Raw genomic sequence first — 16,099 nt, forward strand, 5'->3', positions numbered from 1 at the left:
GGCCTAGATCATTTTCTGTAGGTGGTAAACTTCCTTCCAATGCCGCACCACAGATTCGTACACATTCATAAACCTGCGGGCAATCTTTTTATTCAGGTAAGCGGATATCACCAGGTGGTAGGCGTTCTGTACCAGGTAGCTTTCAGCTTCTTTGTTTTCAATCACATCGCAAATGGCATCTACGAAAGCAGTTTCATCGCCTTTGCGCACCAGGTGGCCGGTATCATTATTGATCAGCACCTCCCCCACCCCGCCCACATCATAAGCAACTACGGGTATTTTGCAATAAAAAGCTTCCAGTATTACGCCCGGTAATCCTTCAATGATACTCGGCAACAACAGTACATCGGCCTCTGCAATCAGGGGCATCACTTCTTTCTGTGCGCCCAGAAACCTGATGCCGAAGCCCAGTCCTTTTTGCTTTACTATTTCTTCGATATCCTTTCTCAAGGGACCATCTCCCACCAGGTGTAACCTTGCATGCGGATAAATGGTTTGCAACTCCTGGTAAATGGCAATGAGGCGGATATGATTCTTTTCATATGTAAAGCCGCCTACATGTACCAGGATGGGGGATAGGCGGTGGCCATTTTGTTTGGCCAGATCTGCTTTTCTTTTTACCGGAGCTTCTTCAATCCCTATAGGGACAATCACGATCTTGTCTTTGCACTTAGGAAACAACTGCGCAAAGTCGGTGGCTGAGGTTTTACTTACAGAAACTATTTTATCGGTATGACGGAACAAAAAACGGTTCCATATTTTGGCGGGCCAGGTCTTTATGTATAAACTGATGGTGCTGGCATTCCTGAAAATGATGGGTTGTTTCCACCGGAAGATCAGTTTGGAGAACACGGCATATTTTAATGTATCACCGGCATTGGCCTGGATAAGATCGGGCTTTTCCTGTTTAATGATGTTGGCCAGTTTGCGCCAGGCTGTCAAATTCCATAACCGATGGCCTTTTTTACCACCGAGGTTAATGGTCTTTCCATCAAACGGCAATTGAACGGTGCCTGGGAAAAGAGATACCAGGATCACCCTATGCCCATTCCGGTGTGTATGGCTGGCCAATTGGGCTGCAAAGATCTCAGCGCCTCTCATTTGTGGCTTTTGGACAAGGTGCAGGATGGTCATACGTTCTCAGCTATCATCTTCTGTAAATAGGTTTCCAGATTTTGAGCAATTCTTTCGAGTTCAAAATGCTGTACAGCATATTCATGTGCTTTAACGGCCAGTTCGTTGGCCAGTTGCCTATTGCCGGCATACCATATCATAGCGTTGGTGATCGCTGTTACCGAGGCTGTTTCGAAGAGGTAACCGGTAATAAGGTGCCGGAGCACTTCTTCGTTGGCAGGTATATTACTGGCGAGCACGGGCAGTCCGGACATCATCGCTTCCACCACAGCACCACTGAAGCCTTCGCTGTAAGAAGGAAACATAAAACAATCATAGGCCTGTATGAGACCAGGCACATCATTACAATTACCCAGCAAAGTAACCTTATGCTCCAGTCCCTGTTTTTTGATCAGGGCTAACAGGGATTCTCTTTCCGGGCCCTCTCCCGCAATATGGAGTGTGGCATACGGGTACACCTGGAGGAAGGCATGGAAGGCCAGGATGAGATCACGCTGTCCCTTCACCGGCACCAGTCTTCCTATGTTAAGAAAACGGACCGGATTTCCCGGAAATAATATACGCGGCCGGAAAGCAAACTGTTGACTATTCCTTCCCCTGTTAATGACCTCAATTTTCCCGGGTGGAAGGCGCAGTTGATTAGCATTCAATCTTTTTATAGCTTCAGAATTGGCAATAAATCCTTTGCACAACCTGGCAGTTATCCTGTTGAGGAACCTGAAGAAGGAAACACCCAACCGGGCTTTGCGTGATAGGGACTGGTTGTAGGCCTTACCATACAGGTCGCTTACAAAAGTGCCAATGACTGGAATATGGCTTGCACGGCCTACCATTCTGGTCACTAATTCAGATCGGGTCAGGTAGCCCACCATCAGGTCGGGCTTTTCTGTATTGACGATGGTTTTCAATTTTCTGCAGGCGGCAAACAATCCATACTTTTTTTGCAGACCAATAGAACAGACATCTATTCCTGCCTCTATAAAGCGCTGCTTCAAGGCATCCCCACTATAAATATGGCATACGACAGGCTGTATATTGCGCAACCGGGTAACAGTATCCAGCAGGCTCTGCTCGGTTCCGCCCACTTCCAATGTGTCGATCACAAACAATACCCTGGTGGCTGTACCGGTTCTACTGCCAGGTGCCTGTCTGTTATGTTGTTTGCCTGTCGGCCGGGAGGTTATAAGTTCTTCCAATGTTAATGGTTTCCTGTTCTACGTGTGGTGGCTGTTCTCCCTTGTCGAAAAGGATGGTAATGTTTTCACCTTTGAAAGACATGCTGTATTCCATGCGGCTTATAGCCCTGAAGAAAGCGGCTGCGCATCCCGGCCTGAACCAATCATGCACTTCTATAACAATACATCCTACTTTAGGAAGCCAGGATGCATAGTTACCTGAAAAGAGTTCTTTCTCAGATCCTTCAATATCTATTTTTAGCAAATCAATTTTCAGGAGCTTATACTTTTCAATAATATCATTGATGGTAACGGACCGGATGGCTGCTTTTTCATCCCGGTCTTCTTCCTTTACCAGGTAGCTATATTCTCCTCCCCCGCTATCAAATACGCCGAGGGTCCTATTGCTATTCCAGATCGCATTGTTCATGCAATAAATATCCGGCAGGCCGGCAATGTTCTTCAGCATCAGGTCATAGTTTTCCTTTTCAGGCTCTACAGCTACGATTCGTGCATGGGGGTATTTTTCCTTGAAGTAGAGTACGGACAGGCCAATATTGGCGCCCAGGTCCACAATGACCTCCACCTTTTCTGGTGGTAATGATTTTATGCTGTACTGCTCGAAGACAAGTACCTGCCGGAACACACAAAAATCGGTAGACCCTTTCCGCATGTGTACCTGACGGCCCTTCCATTTTACCTTGTACTCTTCAGCTGCGGCAAAAATGGTAATGAAGAACAGCAACGCCTTGATGAGCCCGATCCTGTAAATAAACCGCAGGGTATTTACAGCATGTTTGTTGAATTTCTTTCCTTTCACTGTTTAAGTTTTTAATTTCGGGTAGTTGTTAACAGGTATAGTCGGTTCATGTAAGGTTCATTGTTTTACGGACCTGAACTTCAGGGTACCAGGGTCGAGGGTTTTACCTCCTATGCCTCTTATGCCATGCCAAATGCCCACCAGCCTAAACTTCACCCGTTGAAACCTGTCGGGAGCCAATAAGGCAGCAGCGGTGATCAATTTTACCTGCAGGAAAACATAGCCCATCAAATTCACCAGCGAGAAGTATTGCCTGATAATGAGCAGGTGGTTCCTGGATGAATAATACCCTCTCCACAAAGTAGCCCTTGTAAACCTGCCCTGCCCACCCAGGTAGAGGCGGTTATCTGTACCGCTTTGCAGTACACCTATGCGGAATCCATGTTTTTTCAGGCGCATACAATACTCATGGTCATCGCACATCATGAAAAACTTTTCATCTACTACTCCCGCCTGCCGGATTGCCGCCGTTTTAATAAGTGCGCCATCAATGAGGGCGTAATCTGCCGCCTGCAATTTACTGGCAGGATCCAGCGGCCGTTTCTTGCCAAACCGGATAAGGGCTCCATGGAGACCAAGCAGATCAAAGGGAGAATTCCTGATGTTATCGATCAATTCCCGCAGGGCATTCTTATCATAAAAAGTATCATCGTCCAGGATCCAGAAATAATCATAGTCGGCCAGGCCCAGCCCCAGTTTCATGGCACTGGCAATGGCGCCCGCACTGCCTACGTTGGTATCGAGGTAGAGGCAGCCCATATTTGGCTGATCCTTGAGTGTGGTCAGGAACTCCCTGGTACCGTCGGTACTGTTGTTGTCTGCAATGAGTATCATAGCAGGCTTAACAGTTTGGGCAAGAATATGGGCTAGGGCTGTTTTCAAAGTCTCCAGCCGGTTCCAGGTAACGATCACAGCGCAAACATTTTCAGACATACGGTATTATTTATAAAAAAGCATATTTAAGTACCCGCATATAATTGACCCATCTAACCGGATTGTGGCGGATAGCTTTGAATAAATACTTTACAGACTCATTCCGTTGTTTGAGCTTATAACTCGAATAAGCAATAGTGGAATAGATATTGGCTATTTCCTTCTTGTCGTTTTCGTATATAAACCCGTAGTGTTTTTTTATGAATTGGATGCCTCCTTCTCTTCTTCTTCCCCAGTTGGTCCTGATACGTTCTCCCTCATGTACATTGATCTGCACCAGGTAGTCGTTCACAACTACAGTTTTGAGTGGTGAATGGCGCAACCAGGACAGCAGGCGATAACCCAGGTCTGTTTGAATATTGGATCGTAACGTAGCATCATACCCTTTGATATCATTAAAAATAAACCGCCTGATAAACAGGGAACCACAGGTAAATTTGAGGTAGATGGTTTTACCAAAGAACCTGAATTCATTCATCCCTTCCCGGGTCAAAGTACCGTTGGGATATTTCCGCATGGCGCCCACACAAAGAATACCGGTATCCTCCTTTATATGATCGTGTACTGTTTGTAACCAATGGGGATAAGCTTCGTCGTCGCTATCCAGGAAAGTAATGAAATCGCCTGTTGCGTGTAAGCCTCCTGTATTCAGGCTATCAGCCTGGCCTGAATTGTGTTTCTTAATGTACTTTACCCTTTCATCGGCCAGGAAAGGCTGTATCGCGTCTTCAGTATTATCGCTTGAACCGTCATCTACAATGATCAACTCCCAGTCTTTATAGGTTTGGTTAAGGATGCTTCGAATGGTGGTTTGTACCAGGACTGCCCTGTTGTAAGTTGGTGTGATAATGGAGATCATAATAAATCAGTTTTCCAGGTGAATAGAATTTAAGCGATTATGATCTTAAAGGAATTGATGGGTTCATATCTCTTGAGGAAATACTTTATGTACAAAACCTTTCTATTAAATATCTCTCTGTTGATCTCTCTTTTCTGTTCTTTGGCAAACAGGGAGCACTGTTTCATTAATTTCCTGGTTTCTATGGCCTGGGTAAACTGATCGACTACGGCTTTCGGGCTGTATACGCCACCGCTGTGTTTCCGGTACATAGCCCCCAGGAAGCCAAGGTCTGCCGCTTTTCCATATCCCGATAGCAGGCCAAATAAAAAAGTATCGCCGCTTTTTGCCTTAAACATTTCAGGGGGGATGGCCTCAAAGCATTTCCTGAAAACGACGGACAAAGTAGGGATACTGATATGAAAGATATCCTTCCTGCTGTATCTCATTATTTTGTCGGAAGCCTGCTGACCATTGATGAACTGATCATTTTCATCTACACTTCCTACCCGGTGAAAGCATAAAATGTATTCAGGATTGGCTTCTAAAAAATCAACCTGTTTTTGCAGCTTGTCTTGGTCTGTCCAGTAATCATCGCCTTCGCAAATAGCTATATACTTTCCCTTCAATCGCGGATAACAAAATTCGTAACCATTCCTGGCACCACCCACATTGGCAGCGTGGTATAGTGGCTTTATGATGTCTGGATACCTGGCTTCGAATTCTTCGATAATTTTTCTGGTACTATCAGTAGAACAATCTTCTCCAATAATTACTTCAACAGGGAAATTTGTTTTTTGCATGACAACACCTTCCAGGCATTGCCGGATGTACTTCTCGTGGTTGTAAGTAATAATACAAACGGAAACTAATGGTAATCTCATGGAACGAATTTTTATACATATTTCACGGTTTTATCAAACCTGATCAATTTCATTACCGGCATTGCTTAAATGCTCCTGATGTTCATACATGCTGCGGGTGAAGGTCATTTTCTCCAGCATCATTTCTTTATTGGTATCGTAGTATTCAGATTCCTTTTTAAAGCCGGCTAATTTACCCAGGACGATAGCGGCTGTATTTTTGGAATTTACATGCACGTAAATCAAATCCAGCATGAGGTCATTGAATCCATAATCAAAGATCATACAGATGGCTTCATAAGCTCTTTTCTTACCCCAATACTCCATCTCTCCAATAAAAACATGCATTTGTGCCTCTTTGTCCTGGATATCGGTCAGGAAAATATTCCCAATGTATTTATTGTCGCCCTGCAGGCAGATGGCAAAACGTTTCTCCTGCTCCCGCTGAAGTACGTCATAGAGCCAGGCGGTTTCCATTTCGGGCGTAATGTATTTATCGGGCCTTGCGCCTGTAAACCGCCATATCCTGGGATTGTTGCGCCATTGATAGGAGATCAGGGCGTCCTGCACTACCAGGGGCCTGATATAAACTGAAGGGTTCATGGTAAATGTTTTATCAGCCTCACCATCCTTTCCATATCTCCCAGGTTGTATCGATGATCAATAGGAAGCGGTAATAAGTGGGCGGTTAATAATTTTTCGATCTCAAATCCAGGATGCTTTCTATCTTTTACATCTGTCCAGAAAGTGGGAATAAAGACATCCTGCTCGGCCAATGACTTCCTGTTGGGGAACTTGTTCAGCAGCACAGGATAAACCATTGGCACACATTCATCGCAAGGCTCGGGCGGAAACAGGTGCTGTTCGGTGAAGACTGTATCCAGGTAGTTGTAATTGGCATATCTTATATCGATGACCTCCTCATAATTGATATGAGAAAGCAGGTACTCACTCAATTTGGACATACCGGCAATCTCAGGCCCGCAGAGCACTTCGTTTTCAAGAAAGGAAAGGTAGCCTTCCCTGGCATGGCCGTTGAAACGACTAACGAGGTGTGATACGATGTATTGTTCATTTTTTACAGCTGGCAGATTCGAATGAATATGATTAGGCATGTACAAATAAGAGCCATCCGGTACACCGAAATATTTACGGCAGGAGTTGAAGAACCAGGACCTGCCATTCCCTTTCATAAAGAAGGCCTGTGTGCAATCCACGATCAGTTTGTCGCCATATTTCTCCGACAGGGTGCCAATGAATTCCCGTTTCACATCAAAATAATTGATGTACAGGAAATATTCGTTTGGGCTCAGGTCTGGTAATTCATCAGGTTCCAGTAAATGATTGATCTCGTAAAACAGGTAATTGGTGTTCGATGCTTCAAATGAATCCAACAGCCCATTGCAGGTATAAAACGGAATGTATACCAAGGAAGGTTTTGTGAGCTGCAGGATATAATGTAATGAAGAACGGCCGCTTTTGAACGTATAAGGAGTATTGTGCCAGGAGAATGCTCCTTTGGGCAATTCCAGTCCATAATACCCGCCTATCGGATTCATAGCAGATCGTATTCGTTCAGCATATCGATAATTTCAGCAGGATGATTAAACATCATCACATCGATGATAGAAAGCCCGGGAAGGAAACTGTTATTATTACACTGATCATATTCCCTTAAGCGGGGCTTTACGAAATGAAGGTGAATATTACTTTGGGCAAATCGCTGCTTGTCGTACAGTACCATTCCTCCCGGAGGATTATAATAGGCTGAGGCGCCCAGTTGCCCGCATATTTTCAAGGCCCAATCGCCTGTATCGAATACCCCTGAATAATCCAGGCCCAGTTCAGAAGACACTTCGATATTAAAAGGAATGCCGATATATGCGCAGACGGCCTGCATACAATGACCATTCAACCGGGTAATATTGGTCTCTTCTATTGACAGGCAATGGCAAAGCAATTGCCGTACAGCATTGTAATAGGGAGCTTTCTTTCGGTAATATTCAATTTGCCGGAGAATAGTCTTTTTCCAGTCGCCTCCTTCTACAGCTTTGATATGCCTGATGGGCTCCTGGCTTCTGTGCTTCGACACGGGCACTATTACGTATTGATACCCTTCCCCTTGTTTGAGTATCCTGTTGCGGTTGATCCATCCATGCCGGATGTATTGTACATCATCACATAAAATAAAACGGTCAACGGCATTGATAAGCTGGAATTGCCCTATATAAGGAAAGAAGTAGGGCTGCATGATGGCTATCTTCATCATTCAATAGTTCTGTGCCCGGTACAATATTCTTATTACAAAGTTTACCTCCTCCGACGTTAATTTATGGTGCATGGGCAAACACATGACCCGTTTTGAAACGCAAAGGCTGACGGGACAATCGTATTTGTCAACAAAATTTAAGGTATGCAGGGACGGAAAAAAATACCTCCTGGGATATATCAGGTTGGCATTGAGGTATAGCTCGATCTTCCTGATCTGATCTTCTGTGGGAAGCAGGATAGGCAGATAGGCATAATTGTAGGTGGTGTTCTTTTGGATCACCTGGCATTGCTTGTCCAACCGCTCAAGGTTTTCTATATAATACAAATACAGCTCTTTTCGTTTGGCGAGTATTTCATCGGCATATTTGAGGTTGGCCAGTCCCATGGCGGCATGGAATTCAGAATTCTTACCGTTGATGCCAACACAGGCAAAATTCTCAGGGCCATCAAAACCAAAATTCCTCATATAGGCCATTTTCCTGAGCAACTCAGGATCATTTGTAAACACAGCACCGCCTTCTACGGTATGGAATATCTTGGTAGCATGAAAGCTGGTGGTGCTGATATCTCCGTATGAATAGACAGAACGTCCGTGGTACCTTGTTCCAAAACAATGGGAAGCATCATAGATCACCTTGAGGTTGTGTTTTTTGGCAATTTCATCAATGGCCAATATATCGCAGGGATTGCCAAATACATGGGTAGCCAGTATAGCGGAGGTTTCGGGTGTAATGGCTTCTTCGATCTTTTCCGCATCAATGTTAAGGGTGCCGGGATTGATGTCCACAAATACTGGTTTGCAGTTTTCCCACATGGCGCTGCTGGTGGTGGCAATAAAGGAGAAGGGGGTGGTAATGATCTGTCCTCTGAGCTCAAGGGCTCTGATGGCCAGTTGCAGCGCAATGGTGCCATTGGCCACATACAACAGGTGGGGTACTTCGAGGTACACTTTCAGCTTGAGTTCAAGCTCATTGACAAGGGGGCCATTATTGGTAAGCCATTGGCGCTGCCAGATATCCCTGATATAGGACTCATATTCCTCTACGGGTGGCAAGAATGGTTTGGTAACTGGTATCATGTGGTAAGTGTTAAAATGCCTGAAGGGACACTAATTTTTTAAACCGGGAAGATTTGAATATCATTTCTTCAAATGTGCCGCAGGCGGAAACTTTACCCTGTTCAATCAGGTAGATGGTATCAGCCTGTTTGATGGTTGACAAGCGATGGGCGATCAACACCATGGTAAAATTGCCATACAACTTTTCAATGTTCTCCTGGATAATTTTTTCTGTTTCGGAATCGAGTGCGGAGGTAGCTTCATCGAAGATGAGTATCTCGGTATTCTTAAATAATTCACGGGCTATTGAAATGCGCTGCTTTTGGCCCCCGGATATCAGTATCCCATTGTCACCCAGCCTGGACTGCTCTTTACCGGGTTGCGCACGCACAAATTCTTTCAAAGAGGCCATTTCCACTACTTTTTCAAAGCGTTTGATGTTTTCAGGAGTAGGATCGGCCCAAAAGGTGATATTGTTAAAAATAGTATCATTGAAGATCACAGATTCCTGGGATATATAACCAATCTTGTCCCTGTAGCTGTCCAGTTCTATGTCCTGCAATGCAACATCGTCTACCAGCAGTTCGCCACGAACAGGCATGATCAAACCTGCGATCATATTAGCGATGGTCGTTTTACCAGCCCCACTCTCGCCAACCAGGGCCACTGTATTCTTTTTTGGGATGATAATATTTATACCATCGAGTACGGGGGTATTGTCATAATAAAAGGCCACATCGCGCAGAGTGATCTGTTTTCTGATGGCCACAAAGGGTGTGGAGCCTTTTACTTCCTGCAGAGACCCCATTTCTTCCAGCATAGAGGCTACAGCATTCATACCACCAATATTTTCAATAAACCCCTGCCAATGGTTTTGTACTGTAACCAGGAAGCTCAATGCCCGGTAAAAAAGCAACAAACTCAAAATGATGGTGCTTAAGCTGGCCCCCATCCAGTTCAACTGCAGCAGGATCACCAAGGTGACCACTATAATGATCATGGGTTCTTTTACACTGGTAGTAATGGCATTCATATTGCCAATTTTCCGGTTGAGATGCTCAGCATCATTGATCACATATTTCAACTTACCTGCATAGCGACTAAAAGTATTGGTCGATTTGAGGTATTTGAAATACAAAGTGGTTTGGGACAGAAACCCATTAAAGTCACTTCCCTTCTTCGACAGTTCGACTGAAGCTCTCTTGGTAGCCTTATATATTTTCCGGTAAATGAGGTTGGATAAAGCAGCGCCAACACCCACCAGGAAGGCAAACTGGTAATTGGCCAGGAAAGCCAGGGCCATATAGGTAGCCAGCATAACAAAGGCCTGGGAAGCATCAAAATAGAACTTCATGGTTTGGAACAGCCTTTGCACTTCTACGGTTAAAGTGTTCTGTATTTTACCGGCATCCATTTTTGAGAAGGCGGTATAGGATAATGATTGCAGGTTGTTGACGAGGCTAAATCGTATTTTTTTGATGAATAGCTGTCTTAGTTTGGCATAATAGCTGAGTTGCGCAAACCGCATCACTCCCTTGAGGGCAAACAATATGACAAGGGCTATTAGAATGGTGGTTACGGTAAGGCTTAATCCCAGCCACTCTATAAGGTCAGTAAAATAATGAAGCTGCCCCAGTGACTGTTGTCCTGCCGTACTGCCGCTATCAGATACGGACTGCAACAAGGGTATGAACATGGCCAGCCCAATGCCATCCAGGCAACTGATCAATACACTTAAACCCAGGAATACCAATAACCTGTTGCCTACCACCTGGTAATAGAAGTTGAAATAGCCCCAAAAGCTATTCTTGTATTTTAGTTTCACAGTTTAAATTAAGGTATGATGAAGGGTGTTAAAGGCTGGTTGATCTACTATCAGAAAGTCAGGTAAAAAAGCATTAGGCGAAAACAATTCATAATCTCTTTCCGTTTCAGGAATATCTTGATGTAAAGAATTTCCCGCCGTCTTAATTCGCGCCTGATCTCTCTTTTCTGCTCCTTTTTAAAATAAGGAGAACGCTTCATGATCTTGCGGGTATAAATGGCTTGTTTGTATTTATCCAGCGCGGTTAGCCGGTTGTACAAGCCTCCCTCATGTTTCCGGTAACATCCTCCTACAAAGCCCAGCCGGGCGCCTCCGCCAAATCCTGAAAGCATGCCTACAATAAATGCATCTGTGCTTTTGATCTTATAGAACTCATCGGGGAAAAAATGCAGGCAGTTCCTGAAAACAAGCGAGAGGGTGGGAACGAAAATGTGAAAGAAATCATTTCCCTTATAAAAAACAGTGTTGCCATCAGCAGCCTGCTGCTCCAGCAATATTCCATTCTGGTCAACTGTATTGATGGGATGGAAACACATAACACAGTCGGGGTTGTTTTCCAGGAAATCTATCTGCTGCTGCAACTTATCCGGATCGGTCCAATAATCATCGCCTTCACAAAGCGCGATGTATTTACCTGTACAGGCCTTCATGGTCCTGGTAAGGTTGTAGTTCTGCCCATAATTCCTGTCAGAAGGCAGCAACTTAATTTTATGGCTATGTTTTACAGCCATTTCTTCACAAACCAACCTGGTGAGATCACCTGAGTGATCTTCTCCGATCACCAGTTGGACAGCAAAGGTTGTTTGCTGCATCATTACCCCCTCAATAGCCTGTCTGATATACCGTTCATGGCGGTATGTACTCATGCAAATACTAACTATGGGTTGCATTCTACCTGAACATTTGCTTTTTAGGGTTATTGCTTTTATTATATGATCAGATAAGGTTTAGAGATGTATCTCCTTTGTCAGGCAATTTTTAAGTTAGTGCGTACTTTATTTTTCTTTTTCTTCATTTTATCCATATCACCGTACCCATAGCCATATCCATGCACGTTGTTGAATCCTTCACCGGGTTTAATGCCATTAATGATCAAGGCAGGGCGCGGCAGTTTTTGGTCTTCGTACAAGCGGTTCATACGTACCAGCGATGACCGTAAAGAGTATTTGTGGCGTATGACAAAGAAGGATGAATCGGCCCATTTTCCCAGTGACAAAGCATCTGATACGGCTTCAATGGGAGGCGTATCCATCACAATAAAATCAAAATGCTGCCGGAGGTGATCAAAGAGCAGTTGCATACGGTTGCTCAATATGATCTCACCGGGATTGGCGGGCAGCGGTGTGCCGGAGCTAATAAAAAACAGGTTTTCCGATTGCCCCACCGGTTGAATGATAGCCGCCATCTCAGCTTCACCTGCCAGGTAATTGGCCATACCGGTACTACTGTCAGCTCCTATATGGGCAGCCAGCGTGGGATTTCGAAGATCAAACTCTATCAATACGGTCTTTTTATTGGTAATAGCGAGGGTATTGGCCAGGTTGAGGCTAATAAAGCTTTTGCCTTCACCGCTGATGCCGGATGTGATCAACAATACTTTATTGGGTGCTCCCTGACTGAGGTAAGATATATTGGTACGCAAGGTCCTGAATTGCTCGGCCACAGGCGATACATTACCGGATTTCATGACCATCTCTTCATTCATCTTCCCCACATAAGCTATTTCGCCGGCAATGGGTAAGGTAGTAGCCTTATAGATCTCAGCAGGTGTTTCAATCCTTTTATTCAGGAGAAACCTGATCATGATCACGGCAGCCGGAACAAGCAGTCCTGCTAAAAAAGCGGCTGCATAGATCAGGGAGGGTTTGGGGTCCTGCAACCCGTTGACCTTCCAGTCTACAATGCGCGAACCCAATATCCCGGAGGAGGCAAATTCAATATTTTTATCCTCTTTCTTCTGCAGCAAAAAGACATACAGGGATTGTTTTATATTCAACAAGCGATTCACCTGTATGTAATCTTTTTCTTTTTCGGGGAGGCTTACAAACCGGCCGGAGGTACTGCGTTCCTGGTTAGAAAGGAAGTTATTGCTGGTAGCCAGCTCCTGCCTCAGGCTGGCAATCCTGTTGATGATATTCCCTTTTGTATTTTCGAGTTTGGCGTTAATTGGTGGTAACCGCAAGTCGAGCGGAGCTCCTTGCTCCAATATGGTGGTTTTCTGAGAAACGAGGTCATTGTATTTGGCTACCAGGCTGGCCAGGTCTACATCCTGCAAACCGGGTACATTGATCCTCTCCTCCTTTCCATTAGCGGTATTAATATTTGTTTCAATGAGCTTCAACAGGCTTTCCTTGTAATCATTGTCACTCTTTTTGGTATCGATCGTAGTAAGGCTGGTCAGCAACTGGTTGGCGGAAGAAGACACATCATTGATCTTATTGCTGGCCTTAAAATTCCTGACATAATTTTCCTGGGTATTCAACTCTTCGTTCACGGTTAGGAGCCGGTTATCCAGGAATTCCATTTCAGAACGAAGGGCTTTATTCTTGAAGATATAATTGGCCAGGTCGTATTTATAGATCAATACGTTGACGATCTGTTGGGCACGCTGGGGAATTTCATCCCGCATGACCACCTGCAACATGCCCATGCCTCCTTTGGGAACTTGTGAAACGGTGAGCCTGCCCAGGTAATTGGCGATAGCATTTTGCCTGTTTAAAAATCTTACCTGCCATACCTTGTTTTGCTTAGCTTCCGGTGAATGGTTCAACTGCACCAACAGGGTATCGCCTTCTATGATCAATGGCTGCCCATACCATCCTTTGGATCTTCTTTTTTCGGCCTGGAGGGTGTAGGACTGGTCCTCCAGCACCAGGCTATAAAAGGGACTTTGTTTTTTGTTGTCCCTCTTCTTTATGGTTACCACAAAAGGAAGCTGGTCAAGTGCAACTGGTTTATTTTGTATCCTGCCTTTGGTCGTCACTTCAACATCCAACTTCAAAGAGTCTACTACCTCTCCTATGAGGGAAGCAGATTGCAGTTTAAATATCTCGCCATTGATATCGGGATAGTTCCTGGCATTAGTGTTGCCGGTAGAAGAAAAAGGAGATCCGCCGAGTATGGTAGCGGCGTCGTTGGGGGGCTGTACCTGTATGAATGCAGCCACCTGGTATAGCGGCACGGCAAAACGCAGGTATGCGTAAGCCCCACCCACAAAGACAATGACAGCCAGGATAAACCAGCAATAATTTTTTACTATTTTGGAAAGAAAGCGCCTTATATCAAAGCTGCTGCTACTTTCATTTCCATCCACGTACGTCTGTTCCATGAATATCTTTTTTGCTATTTGGTAAGTGTGAAGCCCAAGGTTACAATGCTCACCACCAGTGTAACGATGGAAGCCACCAGGCCAAAGTCTTCTCTGAATACAGAACTGCGCCTGGTTTGCACATAGATGACATCATTGGGCTTCATCTGGAAGAGCTGCTGATTGTACAAGAGGCTTTTATTGGTGAGGTCTAATTTGGTAACGGATCGTTCTCCATTGTAATCCCGGTACAAATGGATATTGTACTTTTTAGCGCTGTTGGGAAGATCGCCTGCTGCTGCCAATGCTTCAAAGACAGTTGTCTTAGCGCCTGTCAGGTTGAAAGTTCCGGGAGCGCGTACTTCGCCCAGCACGGTAATATTGAAAGTATTGAATTTCACATCTACGATCGGCTCTTTGAGGTAAGGACTTACCAGGGCAGTGAGCCTGGACTTTAATTGCCGGGAGGTCATGCCCTTCACTTCCATTTTACCAATAACTGGTATTTCAATGATGCCGAGGGGATCAACGGTATAACCCTGTGCAGGGGGCGCAACCGATGATTTGGACCCTCCGCCCGGTGTCATGGTTGCGCTGGTCTGTTTATTGAAGGGCGTTACAGCATCCTGGTCTTTGGCATTAAATTGAATATCCAGCACATCGCCTTTGTCAATCACTCTTTCTTCTTCTATCACTTTGGGCAGGTGGACGACCGTTGAGTCGGGCAGGTTATTGAAATAGTTAAGTTTCCGCGAGGGGGTGCAAGCCACCATACTTATTACCAGGGACAAAAACAGGATAAGCTGCAGCGGTATGGCAGAAGAAAGAGCTCTTTTCATGGGGATCAATTTTATTTGAACAGAATACAATTTTACTTGCTTGATACAGGCTGGTGGCAGGAGTTTTTATACCAACTTGTTGCTATCTCTAATCCTTTTCTCACTTTAATGGCTGGCTGGTATCCGATCATTTGCCGGGCTTTACTGATGTCTGCCAGGCTGTGCTTTACATCGCCCTTTCTTTCATTTTTGTATACAGGTAAAAGCTCTGCATCGAGGATAGCACAAATATGCTCCCATAGTTCATTTAAGGTGGTAGCCTCTCCTACGGCAATATTCAGCACTTCATGTTGTGCCAGTTCAGTGGCAAACAATGCCCTGATATTGGCCTGTACAGCATTTTCAACGAAGGTGAAATCGCGGCTGGTAGTTCCATCGCCATTGATGACGGGGCTTACATTTTTCAATGCGGCTTCTATGAACAAGGGTATTACGGCAGCATAAGGGCCTGCCGGATTTTGCCGGGGGCCGAATACGTTAAAGTAGCGGAGGCCAATGGTGTGGAAGCCATACAAAGCCGAACAGACGTCGGCATACAGCTCATTCACGTATTTGGTGACCGCATAGGGCGAAAGTGGTTTGCCTATAACCTGTTCTACTTTGGGCAATGCGGGATGATCGCCATAGGTACTGGAACTGGCAGCATATACCATCCGCCTGACGCCCGCATCCCTCGCTGCCATTAGTATGTTGAGGAAGCCACCAATATTCACTTCATTGGTAGTAACAGGATCATTAATTGATCGCGGTACCGATCCCAGTGCCGCCTGGTGGGAAAGATAATCGACCCCTTCCATTACTTTGCGGCAGGTTTCGGGATCCCGGATATCACCCTTCATTAGTTCGAAATTCGGCAAGTGGCTAAAACCTGCCAGGTTCTCCAGGGATCCAGTAGAAAAATTGTCCAGTACCCGGATATGTCCGGCGTTGTATTGTACCAGGTATTCAACGATGTTGGAGCCGATGAATCCCGCGCCGCCGGTAACCAGGAAGTTATAACCGGAGATATCTGTGGAATGAAATTGTTGATAGTTCAT

Annotated in this window: 15 protein-coding genes; all 15 read right to left on the minus strand. The window is 45.1% G+C overall.

From position 1 onward, the window contains the following. Window positions 1–3 precede the first annotated feature (3 nt). Window positions 4–1,134 (minus strand): glycosyltransferase family 4 protein, encoded by a 1,131-nt coding sequence (locus D3H65_RS16880; RefSeq protein ID WP_119051429.1) that lies wholly within the window; start codon window positions 1,132–1,134, stop codon window positions 4–6. Then, a complete protein-coding gene (locus D3H65_RS16885; protein ID WP_119051430.1) occupies window positions 1,131–2,330 on the minus strand; it encodes a glycosyltransferase family 4 protein in 1,200 nt (399 codons plus the stop codon). The genes D3H65_RS16880 and D3H65_RS16885 overlap by 4 nt, the downstream gene beginning before the upstream one ends. Continuing rightward, window positions 2,287–3,129: an FkbM family methyltransferase gene (locus D3H65_RS16890; protein ID WP_119051431.1), complete on the minus strand. Its 843-nt coding sequence runs from the start codon at window positions 3,127–3,129 to the stop codon at window positions 2,287–2,289. The genes D3H65_RS16885 and D3H65_RS16890 overlap by 44 nt, the downstream gene beginning before the upstream one ends. Before the next feature lie 57 nt (window positions 3,130–3,186). Continuing rightward, entirely contained in the window at window positions 3,187–4,062 is an 876-nt protein-coding gene (locus tag D3H65_RS16895; protein ID WP_119051432.1) for a glycosyltransferase, read from the minus strand. 10 nt (window positions 4,063–4,072) lie between these two features. Then, a complete protein-coding gene (locus D3H65_RS16900; protein WP_119051433.1) occupies window positions 4,073–4,921 on the minus strand; it encodes a glycosyltransferase family 2 protein in 849 nt (282 codons plus the stop codon). A gap of 29 nt (window positions 4,922–4,950) precedes the next feature. Continuing rightward, window positions 4,951–5,784, minus strand: coding sequence for a glycosyltransferase (locus D3H65_RS16905; protein ID WP_119051434.1), 834 nt, complete (start codon window positions 5,782–5,784; stop codon window positions 4,951–4,953). 33 nt (window positions 5,785–5,817) lie between these two features. Further along, window positions 5,818–6,366 carry a GNAT family N-acetyltransferase gene (locus tag D3H65_RS16910; RefSeq protein ID WP_119051435.1) on the minus strand — a complete coding sequence of 183 codons (549 nt, stop codon included), beginning with the start codon at window positions 6,364–6,366 and terminating at the stop codon, window positions 5,818–5,820. Then, on the minus strand, window positions 6,363–7,322 hold the full coding sequence (locus D3H65_RS16915; protein WP_119051436.1) for a hypothetical protein: 960 nt from the start codon (window positions 7,320–7,322) through the stop codon (window positions 6,363–6,365). Before D3H65_RS16915 ends, D3H65_RS16910 begins: the two co-directional genes overlap by 4 nt. Continuing rightward, window positions 7,319–8,032 carry a WbqC family protein gene (locus tag D3H65_RS16920; protein ID WP_119051437.1) on the minus strand — a complete coding sequence of 238 codons (714 nt, stop codon included), beginning with the start codon at window positions 8,030–8,032 and terminating at the stop codon, window positions 7,319–7,321. The genes D3H65_RS16915 and D3H65_RS16920 overlap by 4 nt, the downstream gene beginning before the upstream one ends. Next, on the minus strand, window positions 8,033–9,112 hold the full coding sequence (locus D3H65_RS16925; protein WP_119051438.1) for a DegT/DnrJ/EryC1/StrS family aminotransferase: 1,080 nt from the start codon (window positions 9,110–9,112) through the stop codon (window positions 8,033–8,035). A gap of 10 nt (window positions 9,113–9,122) precedes the next feature. Continuing rightward, window positions 9,123–10,916 carry an ABC transporter ATP-binding protein gene (locus D3H65_RS16930; protein ID WP_119051439.1) on the minus strand — a complete coding sequence of 598 codons (1,794 nt, stop codon included), beginning with the start codon at window positions 10,914–10,916 and terminating at the stop codon, window positions 9,123–9,125. Window positions 10,917–10,966: 50 nt separating this feature from the next. Next, complete coding sequence (locus D3H65_RS16935; protein WP_162915679.1) at window positions 10,967–11,782, minus strand: glycosyltransferase family 2 protein; 816 nt, start codon at window positions 11,780–11,782, stop codon at window positions 10,967–10,969. A gap of 101 nt (window positions 11,783–11,883) precedes the next feature. After that, window positions 11,884–14,244, minus strand: coding sequence for a GumC family protein (locus tag D3H65_RS16940; protein ID WP_119051441.1), 2,361 nt, complete (start codon window positions 14,242–14,244; stop codon window positions 11,884–11,886). Between the two features lie 14 nt (window positions 14,245–14,258). After that, entirely contained in the window at window positions 14,259–15,062 is an 804-nt protein-coding gene (locus D3H65_RS16945) for a polysaccharide biosynthesis/export family protein (protein WP_119051442.1), read from the minus strand. Window positions 15,063–15,094: 32 nt separating this feature from the next. Then, window positions 15,095–16,099, minus strand: a complete 1,005-nt coding sequence (locus D3H65_RS16950) for an SDR family oxidoreductase (RefSeq protein WP_119051443.1) — start codon at window positions 16,097–16,099, stop codon at window positions 15,095–15,097.

It is taken from the genome of Paraflavitalea soli (assembly GCF_003555545.1).
Lineage (GTDB): Bacteria > Bacteroidota > Bacteroidia > Chitinophagales > Chitinophagaceae > Paraflavitalea > Paraflavitalea soli.

What these genes read in the sequence shown, in the direction of transcription:
- D3H65_RS16950 (WP_119051443.1), bottom strand. Translation starts at nt 16,099, where the DNA reads ATGAACTATCAACAATTTCATTCCACAGATATCTCCGGTTATAACTTC.
- D3H65_RS16945 (WP_119051442.1), bottom strand. Translation starts at nt 15,062, where the DNA reads ATGAAAAGAGCTCTTTCTTCTGCCATACCGCTGCAGCTTATCCTGTTT.
- D3H65_RS16920 (WP_119051437.1), bottom strand. Translation starts at nt 8,032, where the DNA reads ATGATGAAGATAGCCATCATGCAGCCCTACTTCTTTCCTTATATAGGG.
- D3H65_RS16935 (WP_162915679.1), bottom strand. Translation starts at nt 11,782, where the DNA reads ATGAGTACATACCGCCATGAACGGTATATCAGACAGGCTATTGAGGGG.
- D3H65_RS16905 (WP_119051434.1), bottom strand. Translation starts at nt 5,784, where the DNA reads ATGAGATTACCATTAGTTTCCGTTTGTATTATTACTTACAACCACGAG.
- D3H65_RS16895 (WP_119051432.1), bottom strand. Translation starts at nt 4,062, where the DNA reads ATGTCTGAAAATGTTTGCGCTGTGATCGTTACCTGGAACCGGCTGGAG.
- D3H65_RS16940 (WP_119051441.1), bottom strand. Translation starts at nt 14,244, where the DNA reads ATGGAACAGACGTACGTGGATGGAAATGAAAGTAGCAGCAGCTTTGAT.
- D3H65_RS16910 (WP_119051435.1), bottom strand. Translation starts at nt 6,366, where the DNA reads ATGAACCCTTCAGTTTATATCAGGCCCCTGGTAGTGCAGGACGCCCTG.
- D3H65_RS16925 (WP_119051438.1), bottom strand. Translation starts at nt 9,112, where the DNA reads ATGATACCAGTTACCAAACCATTCTTGCCACCCGTAGAGGAATATGAG.
- D3H65_RS16900 (WP_119051433.1), bottom strand. Translation starts at nt 4,921, where the DNA reads ATGATCTCCATTATCACACCAACTTACAACAGGGCAGTCCTGGTACAA.
- D3H65_RS16880 (WP_119051429.1), bottom strand. Translation starts at nt 1,134, where the DNA reads ATGACCATCCTGCACCTTGTCCAAAAGCCACAAATGAGAGGCGCTGAG.
- D3H65_RS16915 (WP_119051436.1), bottom strand. Translation starts at nt 7,322, where the DNA reads ATGAATCCGATAGGCGGGTATTATGGACTGGAATTGCCCAAAGGAGCA.